Consider the following 15,018-nt stretch of genomic DNA (forward strand, 5'->3'; position numbering starts at 1 on the left):
TGTGACCGCCTGCAACTTGGGGGTCGACTCACCCCCATCAGCGGGTGTCACTACCTCAGTCCGGGGCTGAAGACGGGTCAGGCCCCGGGGATCCCACCGCGGCGGCCCACCGCGTCGGCGAACACCCGCACGATCTCGTCGGGCGTCCGGGCGACATGGGTGCTCCCGCCTGTCACCCGGGAGATCTCCGCGAGGGTGCCCGACCCGGTGTCGTCGAGGAGGCTGATCGACACCACGATCACCGGACGCGACGGCGTGACCATCTCCCGCAACCGGGCGAGGAACTCCCCCTCGCCCAGGTCCGACGTCGCGTCGTCGGCCCCGTCGGAGATCACGATGATCGAATTGATCATGTTGGGGTCGTACCCGGAGCGCACCACGGCGTACGCGTCGAGGACCGACCGGTAGAGGTCGGTCCCTCCGCCCACCAGACCGGGCAGGGTCGCCAGTGCGTCGACCAGGGTCTCCCGGTGCGAGCCGACGGCACCGGCAGCGTCGAGGCGCTCGAGTGCGGCGACCTCCGCGTACGGAGCGCTGTTCCGTCCGGCCGCACCGCCGAACGCCCACAGCCCGAGCGCCGCGTCGTCGGGGAACTGCGCGAGTCCGGCGGTCGCGGTGGCGACGAGTGCCTCTATCCGGGTCCGGTCCGTGCCGGGCACCCCGAACCCCATCGATCCCGACGTGTCCACCAGGACGAGGGACCGGGCGGGCATCGCCAGCAACCGCCAGCGCTGGAGCGTCCCGTGGAGACGGTTGGGGTCGCGGACGATGAGCACCTCCGCTTCACCGACCCCCGCCCCGTCCGCGAGGGGCGCCCGGTCCGCCGTCCGGAAGCCGTCGGACGAGAGCCCGTCGAGAAATTCGGACGAGGCGGTCGCATCGCGGAGGGCCTCGGCGGCGCCGGCGACCTCGGCTCGCCGGGTCGGGTCCTGGGTGGTGACCGCGAGGGGGTATCCCAGGAAGACGGCGCCGGTGTCCGGGGCGGCGATCTCGAGCCCGGAGCCCGGGGCGTCGCGCCGGGAGAGCACCGCCTCACGCTCGGTCACGATCGTCGCACCGCCCCCGGAGATCACCCTGTCGAGCATCTCGCGCGAGGCCGGAGGGGCCTCCATGCGGCTCACCTGCCCCTGGGCCAGCATGGCCATGGAGGCACCGAGCGACTCCGGGGTCGACCGCATGTTCTCGACCTCGGAGGTGGCGGCGAGGATCGGTGCATCCGCGATCCCGGACCGGACGGGATCGCCCATCATCAGTCCCGGCGTCGCCAGCGCGGTGGTCCACGTGGACATGTCGATCCGGGTGTCGCGGAACGCGATGACCACCGGGGTCGACGCGAGGGAGTTCAGAACCGTGTCGAAGGGGATCTGGACATCCTGCGACAGCTGCGCGAGCCGCACGGCCGAGTCGGGGACCCAGATGTCGGGGAGGGCCTCGCGGGAGGCGATACGCGCGGAGAGGTCCGCGGACGACACCGGGGCGACCTCGAAGGAGTAGCACCCGTCGGCGCCCCGGGCCAGGGCGTCGACGTGGGCGGCGATGTCGGGCTCGGCGGCGACACTGATCCGGACGTCCTCCCCGCAGAACCCGCCGACACCGGCCCTGGAGAGCCCAGTGAGCACGAGCCCCGCGAGAAGGACCACCGCGAGGAGTGCACCCCCGACGAGGACCACTCTCCGGGCCGTCGGATTCCCACTCTGCGGCGACGCGCTGTGCCTGGCCATCGCTGGCGTTCCCCCTGGATCTTAGGTACCCGGGGCAGTGCCAGACGCCCACGTCAGGCGGATCCGGGTCGGGCGCTGGAATCGTACCCGGGCCGGGGGCCGCGCGGTGTCGACACCTGACGGGCCGCCGCGGGGCGATCTCCTGTCGGTGGGCCGTTCAGCGCCCCCGGAAGACGGGGGGACGCTTCTCGGCGCGGGCGGCCCGGGCCTCGGCCATGTCCTCACTGCTCCACGCCCTCAGCTGGAGCTCGGTGTGCTCGTCTCGCGGGAGCAGTCGGGCGTCGTCGTCGTTGATGACGGTTTTGATGTGTCTCAGGCTCAGCGGCGCGGAGCGCGCGAGCTCGGCGGCGAGCTCCATGGCCGCCTCCATGTCGCCGATCTCGTTGGCGAGCCCGATCCGGGCCGCCTCCTCCGCGCCGACGGGCCGGGCGGTCATGAGCACCGAGCGGGCGTGTCCGCCGCCGACGACGTTGGCCAGCCGCTTGATCGTCCAGTTGTCGAGCGCCAGGCCCACCTTGACGACCGGCACCGCGAAGACCGCGCCCGGTGCCACGACCCGGAGATCCGCGGCCAGGGCGAGCTGCACCCCGGCGCCGACGGCAGGTCCGTTGACGGCGGCGATCACCGGCACGGGGACCGACTCGACGGCACGGAGCATGCCGGCGTGCGCGTCATAGAAGTTCGAGTTGTACACCCCGCCGGACAGGTCGGCCCCGGCGCAGAACGCGGACCCCGCGCCCGTGACGACGATCGCTCGGACCGGATCCTCGGACTCGGCCTCCGCGCCGGCCGCCTCCACGGCCTCCCGGAGCGCGGTGCACACCTCGGCGTCGAGTGCATTTCGGGTCTCGTGGCGGTCGATGGTGACGACGACTACTGCGCCGTCCCTGCGGGTGACGATCATGGCGGCGGGGGCCTCCTCTGCGGGACGGGGGGTGCGGCGGCGCACCCCTGGGCCGAGGATACCGGCTGGTAGTCACCCCCACCGTACGATGCGGTCATGGCGCGAACCGGAGCTCTACAGATCCTCGACCTGGTCCTCGACGACGGCTCGTTCCGATCATGGGACGGCGCGCCGGTCCGCTCGCCCCAGGTGGACTCGGTGCCCGGGTACGAGGACGCCCTCCTGCGGGCGGCCGGGAAGTCGGGGGTGGACGAGTCCGTCATCACCGGCGAGGGGACCCTGCTCGGACGTCGGGTGGTGCTCATCGCATGCGAGTTCGACTTCCTGGCCGGGTCCATCGGGATCGCCGCCGCCGAGCGGATCGTCTCGGCGGTCGAACGGGCCACCGCCGAGGGCCTGCCGATCCTCGCGTCGCCCACCTCCGGGGGGACCCGTATGCAGGAGGGGACGGTCGCCTTCCTGCAGATGGTGAAGATCTCGGCGGCGGTGGCAGGACACAAATCCGCGGGCCTGCCCTACCTCGTCTACCTGCGTCACCCGACCACCGGCGGGGTGTTCGCGTCCTGGGGCTCGCTCGGGCACGTGTCCGTCGCGGAGCCCGGGGCGCTGATCGGCTTTCTCGGCCCCCGCGTGTACGAGGCCCTCTACGATTCCCCCTTCCCCGACGGCGTCCAGGTCTCCGAGAACCTCGCACGGCGCGGGATGATCGACGGCGTACTCCCTCCGGAGGGGTTGCGGGACCTCACGGCGCGGGCGTTGCGGGTCCTGTGCCAGGACCCGCCCTCGGACGACGAACCGGTCCCCCCGCACGGGCCGGTGCCCGAGCCGGAGTCCGACGACGGCACTCCCCCGGACGCCTGGGATGCCATCACGCGGTCCCGTCGCCACGACCGTCCCGGCGCCCGGGCGTTCCTCGACCGTGTGTCGCCGGGCCGGGTTCCGCTCTCCGGCACCGGCCAGGGAGAGGACAGCGGATCCCTCCTGCTCTCGCTGGCCAGGTTCCGCGGCCAGTCCGCGGTCGTCCTGGCGCAGGACCGCGATGCGGAGAACGAGACGAGTCCCCTGGGGCCGTCCGCACTGCGCTCGGCCCGCCGCGGGATGCGGATCGCGGCCGAGATGGGTGTCCCCCTGGTACTGCTCATCGACACCCGGGGTGCCGCCCTGTCCCGGGAGGCCGAGGAGGGTGGCCTGGCCGGCGAGATCGCGCGGAGCCTGGCCGACCTGGTCACCCTGTCCACGCCGACCGTGTCGGTGATACTCGGCCAGGGCACCGGAGGGGCCGCGCTCGCACTGCTGCCGGCCGACCGGGTCCTGTGCGCGAGACACGGGTGGCTCGCGCCGCTCCCGCCCGAGGGTGCCAGCGCCATCCTCCACCACGAGACCACCCGCGCGCCCGAGGTCGCCCGCTCGCAGGGGATCACCTCCACCGACCTGCTGCAGGCCGGGATCGTGGACGTGGTGGTCCCCGAGAAGCCCGACGCCGCCGACGAACCGGACGCCTTCTGCGACCGCATGGCCGACGCCGTCGCGGCCGCCCTCCTCGAGGTCCGCAGACGCCCCCCTGAGCGGAGGTATGCCGAGCGCATGATGAGGTATCGCGTCCTCGGCCTACCCGTAGAGTGAGTCCTGTCACAGCCCACCGACCCGATCGGCGGGCACGCTCCCGTCTGTGAGGGGAACTCCCGATGTCGGACTCCACCACCTCGGCCTACGCCGCCGCCCACCGGCTCTCGATCAGCGATCCCGATGCGTTCTGGCTCAAGATCGCCGAGGACATCGACTGGACCACGCCCCCGACCACGGCGGTCGACGGCTCCCGCCCGCCGTTCTACCGCTGGTTCCCGGACGGGGAGCTCAACACCTCCTACAACTGCCTGGACCGGCACGTCGACGCGGGCCGCGGGGATCAGGCCGCGTTCATCTACGACTCCGCGGTGACCGGCGTCAAGGAGACCATCACCTACGCGCAGCTGCTGACGCGGGTCGAGGAGTTCGCCGGGGCACTGGCGGCCGAGGGGGTCGGGCGGGGCGACCGGGTCGTCATCTACACGCCGATGGTCCCGCGCGCGGCCGTGGCGATGCTCGCGTGCGCCCGGTTGGGAGCGGTGCACTCGGTCGTCTTCGGCGGCTTCGCCGCGCCGGAGCTGGCCATCCGGATCGACGACGCGCGTCCCAAGGTCATCGTCACCTCGCACGGCGGGATCGAACCGACCCGCAAGGTGCCGTACTTCCCCATGGTGGCCAAGGCCCTCGAACTCACCCGGCACACCCCCGGCGCGGTGATCGTGGCCCCGCGCCACGACCAGTTCCCCGACGAGGTCTTCCCGGAGACACCGGGCACCACCTGGAGCTACTGGGAGGACGCCGTCGCCGCGTCCGAGCGGGCGGCCCCGGTGCCCGTCAGGGCCACCGATCCCCTGTACATCCTGTACACCTCCGGTACCACGGGACTGCCCAAGGGCGTCGTGCGGGACAACGGCGGCCATGCTGTCGCGCTCGCGTGGTCGATGTGGAACATCTACGGGGTCCGTCCGGGTGAGGTGTGGTGGACCGCCTCGGACGTCGGCTGGGTGGTGGGCCACTCCTACATCGTCTACGCCCCCCTGCTGATCGGCGCGACGTCCATCATCTACGAGGGCAAGCCGGTCGGCACGCCGGATGCCGGAGCGTTCTGGCGGGTCATCTCCGAGCACCGTGCCACCGCGCTGTTCACCGCCCCCACCGCCGTCCGCGCGGTGCGCAAGGAGGATCCGGAGGGCGCCGAGGTCGACAAGTACGACCTGTCCTCCATGCGCACCCTGTTCTGCGCGGGTGAGCGCCTGGACCCCGACACCTACCAGTGGGCCACCGACAAGCTCGCGAAGCCGGTTGTGGACAACTGGTGGCAGACCGAGACCGGGTGGCCGATCGCCTCCAACCTGCGGGGTCTGGAACCGATGCCGATCAAGGCGGGCTCCCCCACCGTCGCCGTGCCCGGGTACGACCTGCACGTCCTCGACGGCGAGGGCAACCCACTGCCCGCGGGCGAGGAGGGCAATCTCGCCATCAGGCTACCCATGGCACCGGGGACGCTGGCGGGGCTGTGGGAGGACGACGAGCGGTTCGTCTCCTCGTACATGTCGGTCTTCGACGGGTACTACTCGACCGGGGACGGCGGGTACATCGACTCCGACGGTTACGTCTATGTGATGGGCCGGACCGACGACGTGATCAACGTGGCCGGCCACCGCCTGTCGACCGGGTCGATGGAGGCCGTCATCGCGACCCACCCCGCCGTGGCGGAGGCCGCCGTGATCGGGGTCAGGGACGAGCTGAAGGGCCAGCGACCGGTCGGATACGTGGTCCTCAAGTCCGGTCAGGTCCGGGACCCCGAGGAATTGCGCGCAGAGCTGGTGGCGATGGTGCGTGACGAGATCGGGGCGGTGGCCACGTTCCGGGACTGCACGGTCGTCCAGGGTCTGCCCAAGACCCGGTCGGGCAAGATCCTGCGCAAGACCATGCGGCAGATCGCCGACGGACAGCAGGACGTCGTGGTGCCCTCGACGATCGAGGACCCGGCCGTACTGGACGCGCTGGCGCCCTTCCTGCGGCCTCAGGGATAGGGTCCGAGCCCGCCGCCGCAGGAGGCAGGCGGGCTCGGACTCCCGTTCCGGCAGCCGTTCAGTCGAGGAGGGATTCCTCGTTGCCCTGGCAGGACCCGGCGAGATGGGACTCCCACGTGTCGACGGCGGGGTCACACTCGACCGCCAGGGAGATCCCGCCGCGAGAGGGCCCGTACACCCCGATCGCGGAGCGGGGCCCCTTCCTGTCGATGACGAAGACGACCTCCTGGTCGCCCGGGAAGATCAGGTTCACCTGCTCGGCGAGGTCCTCGACGGTGTCGAGCTGCCCCGGCGCGAGGTCGTCGAAGGTGACATACGTGGCCCCGGACACGGTCTCGACGCGGGGCGCGGCCGTGGCGGTGGCGGGGACCGCGAGACCGAGACCGGCGGCGGCGAAAGCAGTGGCGGAGACGGCCGCGAGGGCGCGACGGATGGGCTGGGTCATAAGGATTCTTTCCCGTTCGGACGGCGCTGATCACCGTCGATAAGAAAAGACTTTACTCAAGCCCGCCGTAGTGCGCCCAGATCGGGGCGAATTCTCCCCTCGACGCCGTTCGCCCCGCCCTCCGTGGGGAGGACGGGGCGATCGGGTCTCCCGGCTGGGAGGAGGGCTCAGGCGTTGAGCAGGTCGATGACGAACACCAGGGTCTTGCCGCCGAGCGGGTGCAGGGCCGCGGAGGTGCCGTAGGCCTTGTCCGGCGGGATCACCAGCTGGCGGCGACCGCCGACCTTCATCCCCGGGATCCCCTCCTGCCAGCCCTGGATGAGTCCGTTGAGCGGGAAGGTGATGGACTCGCCCCGGTCCCAGGAGGAGTCGAACTGCTCACCGGTCTCGTAGTCGACCCCCACGTAGTGGACGGTGACGTTGCCGCCGGCGACCGCCTCGGCACCGTCCCCCACCGTGATGTCCTCCGCGACGAGGTCGGTGGGCGCGGGGCCCGTCGGCATGTCGATCTCGGGCTTGTCCATGGTGTCTCCTCCTGGAGTCAGGTTCCCGGGTTCAGCGCTGGCTGATCGGGGTGAAGCTCCGCTCGGCCGGGCCGGTGTAGACCTGACGCGGGCGGTTGATCTTGGTAGAGGGATCCTCGCGCATCTCGCGCCAGTGCGCGATCCACCCCGGCATCCGGCCGAGCGCGAACAGGACGGTGAACATGTCCGTCGGGAAGCCCATCGCGCGGTAGATGAGGCCAGTGTAGAAGTCGACGTTCGGGTAGAGCTTGCGCTCGACGAAGTAGTCGTCGGCCAGCGCCGTCTCCTCCAGCTTGAGGGCGATCTCCAGAAGCGGGTCGTTGCTCTGCGACAGCAGGGAGTGCGCGTGCTTCTTGGCGATCTGGGCACGCGGGTCGTAGCTCTTGTAGACGCGGTGACCGAAGCCCATGAGCTTGACGCCGTCGACCTTGTTCTTGACCCGGTCCATGTAGTCGGTGGCGTCGCCACCCTCGGACTCGATCCGCTCGAGCATCTCCAGCACGGCCTGGTTGGCGCCACCGTGCAGCGGGCCGTACAGGGCGTTGATGCCGCCGGTGATCGAGGAGTAGAGCGGGGCCTCGGAGGAGCCGACCATGCGGACGGTCGACGTGGAGCAGTTCTGCTCGTGGTCCGCGTGCAGGACCAGGAGCATGTCGAGGGCGTCGGCGACCTCGTCGGTGACCTCGTAGTCCGGGCCGAACGTCATGCGCAGGAAGTTGCGCACGTACCCGAGGGACGGATCCGGGTCGATGGCCTCCTGGCCGTTGCGGATGCGCTCGATGGCGGCGGCGAGGGTCGGACCCCGACCCAGCAGGCGCGCGGTCGCCAGGTCGACGGCCTTGGGGTCATCGATGTCCAGGTCGTCACCGTGGGTGCCGAAGAGACTCACGCCGGCGGACAGGACGGGCATCGGGTGGGTGTCCCGGGGGAAGGCCTGCAGCAGCGGCATCATCTGGCCGGGCAGCGACGTCTCGCCGAGGACCTTCTCGGTGAAGTCGGCGAGCTGGGCCTCCGTGGGGTCCTCGCCGTAGATGAGGAGATAGGAGACCTCGAGGAAGGACGCGTTGTCGGCGAGCTGGTCGATCGGGTACCCACGGTGGCGGAGGATCCCCTCGTTGCCGTCGATGTAGGTGATCGAGGAGGTGCACGCGGAGGTGTTGACGAATCCCACGTCCAGGGTGGTCATCCCCGTCTTGGCCAGCAGCGAACCCAACTGCACCGCGTCGCTTCCGCAGGTCGCTTCCACCACATCGAGTCCGAGCTCACCGCCGGGGTAGGACAGTGTTGCCTTGCGGTCCGAACCGTTCGAGCCTGCGGTCACGCGATTCCCTCTCCGACGACTGGTCCCGGCGGCCTGAATCCCGCCACGAATGTGCTGTGCCACACCCTACCGTGGCGGTCGACAACGGTTCGAAGGGAGTTCTGCGACTCTCCCCCCGCGGGCCCGTGCGGGCGGTCAGGGCTGCAGTCTGCGGGCCGTCCAGCTCTCCCCCGAGAGCAGGGACTCGATGCGGTCGTGGAAACGGTCCGGGCCACCCTGCCAGAACTCCACCCGCTCGGGGACGAGCCGGAACCCACCCCAGCGCTCGGGCATCGGGATCTCGTCGACGTCGGCCAGCCGCCGCTCGGCGGTCGCGTACAGCGACTCCAACTCGTCCACCGACTCGGCCGGCCTGGACTGTTCCGAGGCCCACGCCGAGACCTGCGACCCGCGGGGCCGCGTACGCCAGTAGTCGAGGCTGTCCGCCCGGTCGACCTGACGGCACGGGCCCTCGATGTGGACCTGACGCTCGGCGACCAACCACGGGAACGTCACCGACGCGTACCCGGTCTCCGCCAACTGCGCGCCCTTGCGGGACGTCGTCGTCGTGAAGAACGTGATGCCCCGTTCGTCGGCGCCCTTACACAGCACCGTCCTGGTCGAGGGCCGTCCGTCGGCACCGACGGTGCCGAGCACCATCGCGTTGGGCTCGCGGACGCCGCGGCGGCCCGCCTCCTCCAACCACGCGGTGAACAGTGGCAGCCACCCGTCGTCGAGGTCGGCCACGTCCAGCCGGGGGTGCAGGCCGTACCCGACCCGCATGGCGTCGAAGTCGGTCGGTTCCAGGGCTGGTTCCTCCATGACCCAGACGGTACTCCGGGCCCCGGACGGGCCGGACTACGATGGACCCGTCCCACACCACCACAAGGAACGGCACCCCAAGAGCATGAGCGATCAGCTGCCCACCATCCCCGCCGACCTCAAGCCCGCCGACGGCCGCTTCGGCTGCGGCCCGTCCAAGGTCCGTCCCGAGCAGATCGCGGCCGTGTCCGACGCCGCCACCACCGTGATGGGCACCAGCCACCGGCAGAAGCCGGTCAAGGACGTCGTGGGCCGCGTCCGCGACGGCCTGGCCTCGCTCTTCTCCCTCCCCGAGGGGTACGAGGTCGTGCTGGGCAACGGCGGCACCACCGCGTTCTGGGACGCCGCCGCGTTCGGGCTCGTGCGCTCCAAGTCCCTGCACCTGACCTACGGCGAGTTCTCGTCCAAGTTCGCCAAGGTCACCGGCGGCGCGCCGTTCCTGGACGACCCGATCGTCATCTCCTCGGAGCCCGGCACCGCGCCCGAGCCCACGTCCGACCCGTCGGTGGACCTCATCGGCTGGGCGCACAACGAGACCTCGACCGGTGTCATGCTCCCCGTGTCCCGCCCGGCCGGGTCGGAGAACGCACTCATCGCGATCGACGCCACCTCCGGCGCCGGCGGGCTGCCCGTCGACATCGCCGACACCGACGTCTACTACTTCGCCCCGCAGAAGTCGTTCGCCTCGGACGGCGGCCTGTGGGTGTCGATCATGAGCCCGGCCGCGCTCGAGCGGGTCGACGAGATCGCCGCCACCGACCGCTGGTGCCCGGACTTCCTGTCCCTGCCGACCGCGGTGGACAACTCGTCCAAGAACCAGACGTACAACACCCCGGCCGTGGCCACCCTGCTGATGTTCGCCGACCAGATCGAGTGGATGAACACCCGGGGCGGCCTGGACTGGTGCGTCGCGCGGACCAAGGACTCCTCGTCCCGCCTGTACGACTGGGCCGAGGCCAGCGACTACGCCACCCCGTTCGTGGCCGAGGCGGCCCACCGCTCGCAGGTCGTCGGCACCATCGACCTGGACGAGAAGATCGACGCGGCCAAGGTCGCCAAGACCCTCCGGGCCAACGGCATCCTCGACACCGAGCCGTACCGCAAGCTCGGCCGCAACCAGCTGCGCATCGGCATGTTCCCGGCGATCGAGCCGGAGGACGTCACGCAGCTGACCCGCTGCATCGATCACGTGGTCGGCCAGCTCGCCTGATCCGACCCTCTCCGGGCACCACCGGGGTCACCTCCGGAGTCGCCCGAGCAGGTTTTCCGCAGCCCACCCGGCCCGTCCGCGCGCCGGGTGGGCTGCGCTGCCCTACCATGTGAGGACGCGCCCAGGCCCCGGGTAGCGGACCGCTCGGGTCGCCGACGGGGCCGCGAGGAGTCGAGGAGGCGGCATGCGGAAGCTGAGGATCGTCGGTGTGGACACCGAGTCGTCGGTCGTCGAATGCGAGGTCCCGGACTCCGGCGAGAAGTTCTCCCTCCCACTCGACGACCGCCTTCGCGCGGCCGCCCGTGGTGAGTTCGTACCCGGCGGCGGGACCGGGCGGGCTCCCGTGACCGGCACCCTGCGTCCCCGTGAGATCCAGGACCGTATCCGGCACGGCGCCTCCCCGGAGGAGGTCGCCGCCGACGCCGGGGTCTCGTTGTCGCGGATCCAGGGCTTCGCCGTACCCGTGTTGTTGGAGCGTTCCAACGCGGCGGACATGGCCCGGTCCTCTCACCCGGTACTGCCGGACGGTCCGTCGCTGGACACCCTCGCCGACCGGGTGGGCGCCGCCCTCGACCGCCGCGGGGTCGATCCGGACCTGGTCACCTGGGACGCCTGGCGTGACCGGTCGGGCGGGTGGGTCGTCAGGACCTCCTGGCCGGCGGGATTGTCCGACGACGCCAGCGCCACGTGGTCGTTCGTCCCCGACTCGCACGGCGGGTCGGCCCGCGCACTCGACGACGAGGCCGAGAACATCCTCGACCCGTCGCGCGCGACGGCCCTGCGTTCGGTCTCCTCGCCTCCCCCGCTCCCGCCCGGGCCGCCGCCGATCCGGGCGGTTCCGGCCCCGACCGCCGCGCCCGTCACCCCCGCCGCGACGGGGACCCCCTCGGCGCCGGTCACCCCGGCCGCGCCGGCAGCGCCCGCGGTGGCGGGGCCGGTGGAGTCCGGGTCGTCGGAGTCGGCGTCCGGGGGGACGGGCACCGGAGGGAACCGTGCCGGGAACGACGACGACGAGGACTTCCTCCAGCCCACGCCCACCGAACCCGAACGACGCCCCGCGCGCCGTCATCCCACGATGCCGTCGTGGGAGGACGTCCTGCTCGGGGTCCGCGGCAAGGACGACTGAGTCCGGTCATGGGCCATCACGTCGCGACCTTCTGGTACCTGGCCACGGACGATCCCGCCGCACCGATCCGGGCGGGACGTCCGTCCGACCCCGGTTTCGCGCGCCGCCTGCTGTCGCGACTGTTCCCCACCGTCACGGTGGCGTCCCTGGGTTCGTTCCCGCTCAACCGGTCGGCGTCGGTCGGGCCGGGTGAGATCTACGTGGGGTCGTTCCCGGGACTCACCGTCGTCCAGACCCCGGTCGAGGGCCCTCTCACCCCGTCCGCCACCGCCGAGACGTGGCTGCGGCTGGTGGAGGCACCCACTGTCCTGCTGTTCGCCCAGGACGCCGAGACCGGGGTGAGCGGGTTCGCCCGCTGGGAATCCGGCCGGCTCGTGCGGGCGTTCGCCGGCGCCGACGACCGGATCGTCGAGGACGAGGGCATGCCGCTGCCGTTCGAACGCCCCTACTGGGCCGGCGAGTTCCCGCTGGACCGGGCTGCGGACAACCTCCTGGCGCTGCCGTTCTCGCCGTCGTCGCTCCTCCATGCCGCCCACCGTGAATGGCTCGGCTTCGACCTGGAGCCGGGCGGTCTCGACGTCCCGGTCCACGGATTCGCCACCGACGGTCGTCGCGAGGTCCGTCAGCACACACCGCTCGCGGGGCCGGCCCTGCACGTGGTGGGGATGCCGTCGCGGGCCGAGCTCCACGCCGCCGCCCGGCGTGCCGCGGGCGCCGGTCCCGACCCGGATGCCGACTCCGACCGCGGGGCCGACGGGTCCTCCCCGTACGCCGACGACGACTACGAGCGGCTCCCACCGGGCTCCCGGGGCCCGGGCGCGGGTGCGCGAGGTGGCCGGATCCGCGGTATCGCCGGTGTGGTCGGTGACGCGGTGCGCCGCGGCGCGGATTCGGTGTCCCGCCGTCGGCGCGGCGGCGGATCCCGCTAGCAGGGCCACCCTTCCCCCGGGTACCGCCCGCTCACTGCCCGCTCTGGTCCGTTCCGGGCGCCTCTCTGCTCGCGGAAGGGCTGGCGGCGCGGTCAGTCCCGGCGGGACCGCTCGTAGAACGCGACCGCGGCGGCCGTGGCGACGTTGAGCGAGTCCGTGCCGTCGGTCATGGGGATCGCGGCCCGCACGTCGCAGGCCCGCATGGCGTGCTCGGTGAGCCCCGGCCCCTCCGCGCCGAGGACGAACGCCACCTTGTCCACGTCGACGGCCCGGGACAGCGGGGTGTCTGCGGACGGCGTCAGTGCGACCGTCCGGAAGCCGTCCTCCCGCAGGTCCTCGAGGGACCGCTGCCAGGTGGTGGGCGTGCCGGGGAGGTGGGCGAACGGCAGGCGGAGGACGTGTCCCATCGACACCCGAACGACCCGGCGATAGAGCGGGTCCCCGGCGGCGGCCCCGAACAGCACGCCGTCCACCCCGAGCGCGGCGCAGTTGCGGAAGATCGCGCCGAGGTTCTCGGGGTCGTTGACGCCTTCGAGCACCACGAGCGTCCGCGCGCCCTCCACCACCTCCTCGACCGCCAGTGGCGTGGGCCGGTCCGCCGCGGCGAGGATGTCGCGGCTGGACCGGAAGCCGATCACCTCGCTGAGGACGTCCTTGGTGGTGCGCAGGTACACCGCGTCGGGCGCCCGTTCGTCGGCGTCCCATCCCTCGGCGGCGGCCTCCCGGCGCAGTTGCTGCAACCGCGCATCGGTTCCGAGGATGACGTGGGGCCGGAACCGGGAGAGCAGCATGCGACCCACGACGTACGTGCCCTCGGCGATCACCAACCCCCGACCGCCGGGCAGATCGGGCCGACGGTCGGAATTATTGAGGTCGCGGAGATCGTCCAGCCTGGGGTCGGCGGGATCGGAGACATCGACGACGTGCACGGTTCGATCTCTCCTCTCTGCCGGCCGGTCAGGCGAGCGCGTCGGTGATGGGCCCGATCGCGAAGTACACGACGAACGCGACCGCGACGATCCACAGAATCGGGTGGACGGTGCGGCCCTTGCCGGTGGCGGTGGCCATGACGACCCAGGCGATGAAGCCGATGCCGATGCCGTTGGCGATGGAGTAGGTGAACGGCATGGCCACGATCGTGAGGAACGCCGGCAACGCGACCGCGAAGTTGGTCAGGTCGATGGCCTTGATCTGCGAGATCATCAGCGCACCCACGATCACCAGCGCCGGGGCCGCGGCCTCGACCGGGACGACCTCGTACAGCGGGGTGAAGAACATCGCCAGCAGGAACAACCCGCCCGTGACGACGTTCGCCAGTCCCGTCCGGGCTCCCTCGGCGATGCCGGAGGCGGACTCGAGGAACACGGTGTTGGACGACGACGAGGTCAGACCGCCGGCGACGGCACCGAATCCCTCGACGACCAGCGCGGCCTTCATGTTGGGCAGGTTGCCCTTGTCGTCCATGAGCTCGGCTTCCTTGCCGAGGCCGGTGAAGGTGCCCATGGCGTCGAAGAAGTTGGCGAGCAGCAGGGTGAAGACGAACAGTCCCGCGGCCAGCGGCCCGATGCGGACGAACGCACCGATGAGGTCGACCTGACCGATGAGGGACAGGTTGGGGATGCCGCCGAGCGAGTCGGGGATGCCGGGAACCGCGAGGCCCCAGCCGGTCGGGTTGGGCTCACCGTCGACGAAGGACGGCCCGGCGTCGGCGAGGGCCTCGACGATCACCGCGAAGACCGCGGTGACGACGATCCCGATGAACAACCCGCCGCGGATCTGGCGTGCGACGAGGATTCCGCAGAGCAGGAGACCGAAGACGAAGACGAAGGTGGGCCACGAGGCGATGGAACCGTTGATGCCGAGGCCCACCGGGACGGTGGTGCCGGCCGCGTCGGGGAGTCGGCGCACGAACCCGGAGTCGACGACGCCGACCATGGCGATGAACAGACCGATGCCGACGGCGATGGCCGCCTTGAGCTCGGGGGGCACCGCATTGAACACGGCGGTACGGAACCCGGTCACCGCCAGGATCACGATGATGATGCCCTCGATCACCACCAGCCCCATGGCCTCGGCCCAGGTCACCTGCTGGGCGATGGTGACGGCGACGAGCGAGTTGATCCCCAGCCCGGTGGCGAATGCGAACGGGTACCGCGCGATCGCGCCGAACGCGATGGTCATGACGCCCGCGGTGAAGGCGGTGACGGCGGCGATCTCGACGATCGAGAGCTGGTTGCCCTCGACGTCGGTGCCGGAACCGAGGATCAGCGGGTTGAGGATGATGATGTAGGCCATCGCGAAGAAGCTGACGAGCCCGCCGCGGACCTCGCGGGACACCGTCGAGCCGCGCTCGCTGATCTTGAAGTAGCGATCGAGCGCCCCGACCTTCGTGGGGGGCTGCGACGGGGCCCCGGTGCTCTGCGACATCTGGTGAC

General features: G+C 71.3%; 13 protein-coding genes. 5 read left to right on the forward strand and 8 right to left on the reverse strand.

Annotated elements, in window-relative coordinates:
- Positions 1–77: 77 nt before the first annotated feature.
- Together L8M95_RS15855 and L8M95_RS15860 are read right to left on the reverse strand one after the other, a co-directional pair.
- On the reverse strand, positions 78–1,640 hold the full coding sequence (locus L8M95_RS15855; RefSeq protein WP_260487043.1) for a substrate-binding and VWA domain-containing protein: 1,563 nt from the start codon (positions 1,638–1,640) through the stop codon (positions 78–80).
- 238 nt (positions 1,641–1,878) lie between these two features.
- Positions 1,879–2,625, reverse strand: a complete 747-nt coding sequence (locus L8M95_RS15860; protein WP_260489287.1) for an enoyl-CoA hydratase — start codon at positions 2,623–2,625, stop codon at positions 1,879–1,881.
- Between the two features lie 96 nt (positions 2,626–2,721).
- Between L8M95_RS15860 and L8M95_RS15865 the strand changes: the two genes are divergently transcribed.
- Positions 2,722–4,248, forward strand: coding sequence for an acetyl-CoA carboxylase carboxyltransferase subunit alpha/beta (locus L8M95_RS15865; RefSeq protein WP_260487044.1), 1,527 nt, complete (start codon positions 2,722–2,724; stop codon positions 4,246–4,248).
- A 62-nt stretch (positions 4,249–4,310) separates the two neighbouring features.
- Positions 4,311–6,227, forward strand: a complete 1,917-nt coding sequence (locus L8M95_RS15870) for an AMP-binding protein (protein ID WP_260487045.1) — start codon at positions 4,311–4,313, stop codon at positions 6,225–6,227.
- 58 nt (positions 6,228–6,285) lie between these two features.
- Here L8M95_RS15870 and L8M95_RS15875 read toward each other — a convergent pair whose 3' ends face one another.
- The 4 genes from L8M95_RS15875 to pdxH form a co-directional block, all read right to left on the reverse strand.
- On the reverse strand, positions 6,286–6,672 hold the full coding sequence (locus L8M95_RS15875) for a hypothetical protein (RefSeq protein WP_260487046.1): 387 nt from the start codon (positions 6,670–6,672) through the stop codon (positions 6,286–6,288).
- A gap of 167 nt (positions 6,673–6,839) precedes the next feature.
- Positions 6,840–7,196 carry an FKBP-type peptidyl-prolyl cis-trans isomerase gene (locus tag L8M95_RS15880; RefSeq protein ID WP_067712656.1) on the reverse strand — a complete coding sequence of 119 codons (357 nt, stop codon included), beginning with the start codon at positions 7,194–7,196 and terminating at the stop codon, positions 6,840–6,842.
- A gap of 31 nt (positions 7,197–7,227) precedes the next feature.
- Positions 7,228–8,517 (reverse strand): citrate synthase, encoded by a 1,290-nt coding sequence (locus L8M95_RS15885; RefSeq protein WP_260487047.1) that lies wholly within the window; start codon positions 8,515–8,517, stop codon positions 7,228–7,230.
- Positions 8,518–8,652: 135 nt separating this feature from the next.
- Positions 8,653–9,318, reverse strand: a complete 666-nt coding sequence (gene pdxH / locus L8M95_RS15890; protein ID WP_260487048.1) for a pyridoxamine 5'-phosphate oxidase — start codon at positions 9,316–9,318, stop codon at positions 8,653–8,655.
- A gap of 85 nt (positions 9,319–9,403) precedes the next feature.
- On the opposite strand from pdxH, the gene serC reads away from it, so the two are divergent.
- From serC to L8M95_RS15905, 3 genes are all read left to right on the forward strand, one after another.
- On the forward strand, positions 9,404–10,528 hold the full coding sequence (gene serC, locus L8M95_RS15895) for a phosphoserine transaminase (RefSeq protein WP_260487049.1): 1,125 nt from the start codon (positions 9,404–9,406) through the stop codon (positions 10,526–10,528).
- A 184-nt stretch (positions 10,529–10,712) separates the two neighbouring features.
- On the forward strand, positions 10,713–11,654 hold the full coding sequence (gene sepH / locus L8M95_RS15900) for a septation protein SepH (RefSeq protein WP_260487050.1): 942 nt from the start codon (positions 10,713–10,715) through the stop codon (positions 11,652–11,654).
- A gap of 8 nt (positions 11,655–11,662) precedes the next feature.
- Entirely contained in the window at positions 11,663–12,583 is a 921-nt protein-coding gene (locus tag L8M95_RS15905) for a DUF6928 family protein (protein WP_260487051.1), read from the forward strand.
- 92 nt (positions 12,584–12,675) lie between these two features.
- Here the strand turns inward: L8M95_RS15905 and L8M95_RS15910 are convergent, their stop codons facing one another.
- Both L8M95_RS15910 and L8M95_RS15915 read right to left on the reverse strand, forming a co-directional pair.
- On the reverse strand, positions 12,676–13,512 hold the full coding sequence (locus L8M95_RS15910; protein ID WP_260487052.1) for an RNA methyltransferase: 837 nt from the start codon (positions 13,510–13,512) through the stop codon (positions 12,676–12,678).
- A 28-nt stretch (positions 13,513–13,540) separates the two neighbouring features.
- Complete coding sequence (locus L8M95_RS15915; protein WP_260487053.1) at positions 13,541–15,010, reverse strand: NCS2 family permease; 1,470 nt, start codon at positions 15,008–15,010, stop codon at positions 13,541–13,543.
- Between the last annotated feature and the right edge of the window lie 8 nt (positions 15,011–15,018).

It is taken from the genome of Dietzia sp. B32, from assembly GCF_024732245.1.
Taxonomy (GTDB): domain Bacteria; phylum Actinomycetota; class Actinomycetes; order Mycobacteriales; family Mycobacteriaceae; genus Dietzia.

What these genes read in the sequence shown, in the direction of transcription:
- L8M95_RS15860 (WP_260489287.1), bottom strand. Translation starts at nt 2,625, where the DNA reads ATGATCGTCACCCGCAGGGACGGCGCAGTAGTCGTCGTCACCATCGAC.
- L8M95_RS15865 (WP_260487044.1), top strand. Translation starts at nt 2,722, where the DNA reads ATGGCGCGAACCGGAGCTCTACAGATCCTCGACCTGGTCCTCGACGAC.
- L8M95_RS15870 (WP_260487045.1), top strand. Translation starts at nt 4,311, where the DNA reads ATGTCGGACTCCACCACCTCGGCCTACGCCGCCGCCCACCGGCTCTCG.
- L8M95_RS15875 (WP_260487046.1), bottom strand. Translation starts at nt 6,672, where the DNA reads ATGACCCAGCCCATCCGTCGCGCCCTCGCGGCCGTCTCCGCCACTGCT.
- L8M95_RS15880 (WP_067712656.1), bottom strand. Translation starts at nt 7,196, where the DNA reads ATGGACAAGCCCGAGATCGACATGCCGACGGGCCCCGCGCCCACCGAC.
- pdxH (WP_260487048.1), bottom strand. Translation starts at nt 9,318, where the DNA reads ATGGAGGAACCAGCCCTGGAACCGACCGACTTCGACGCCATGCGGGTC.
- serC (WP_260487049.1), top strand. Translation starts at nt 9,404, where the DNA reads ATGAGCGATCAGCTGCCCACCATCCCCGCCGACCTCAAGCCCGCCGAC.
- sepH (WP_260487050.1), top strand. Translation starts at nt 10,713, where the DNA reads ATGCGGAAGCTGAGGATCGTCGGTGTGGACACCGAGTCGTCGGTCGTC.
- L8M95_RS15905 (WP_260487051.1), top strand. Translation starts at nt 11,663, where the DNA reads ATGGGCCATCACGTCGCGACCTTCTGGTACCTGGCCACGGACGATCCC.
- L8M95_RS15915 (WP_260487053.1), bottom strand. Translation starts at nt 15,010, where the DNA reads ATGTCGCAGAGCACCGGGGCCCCGTCGCAGCCCCCCACGAAGGTCGGG.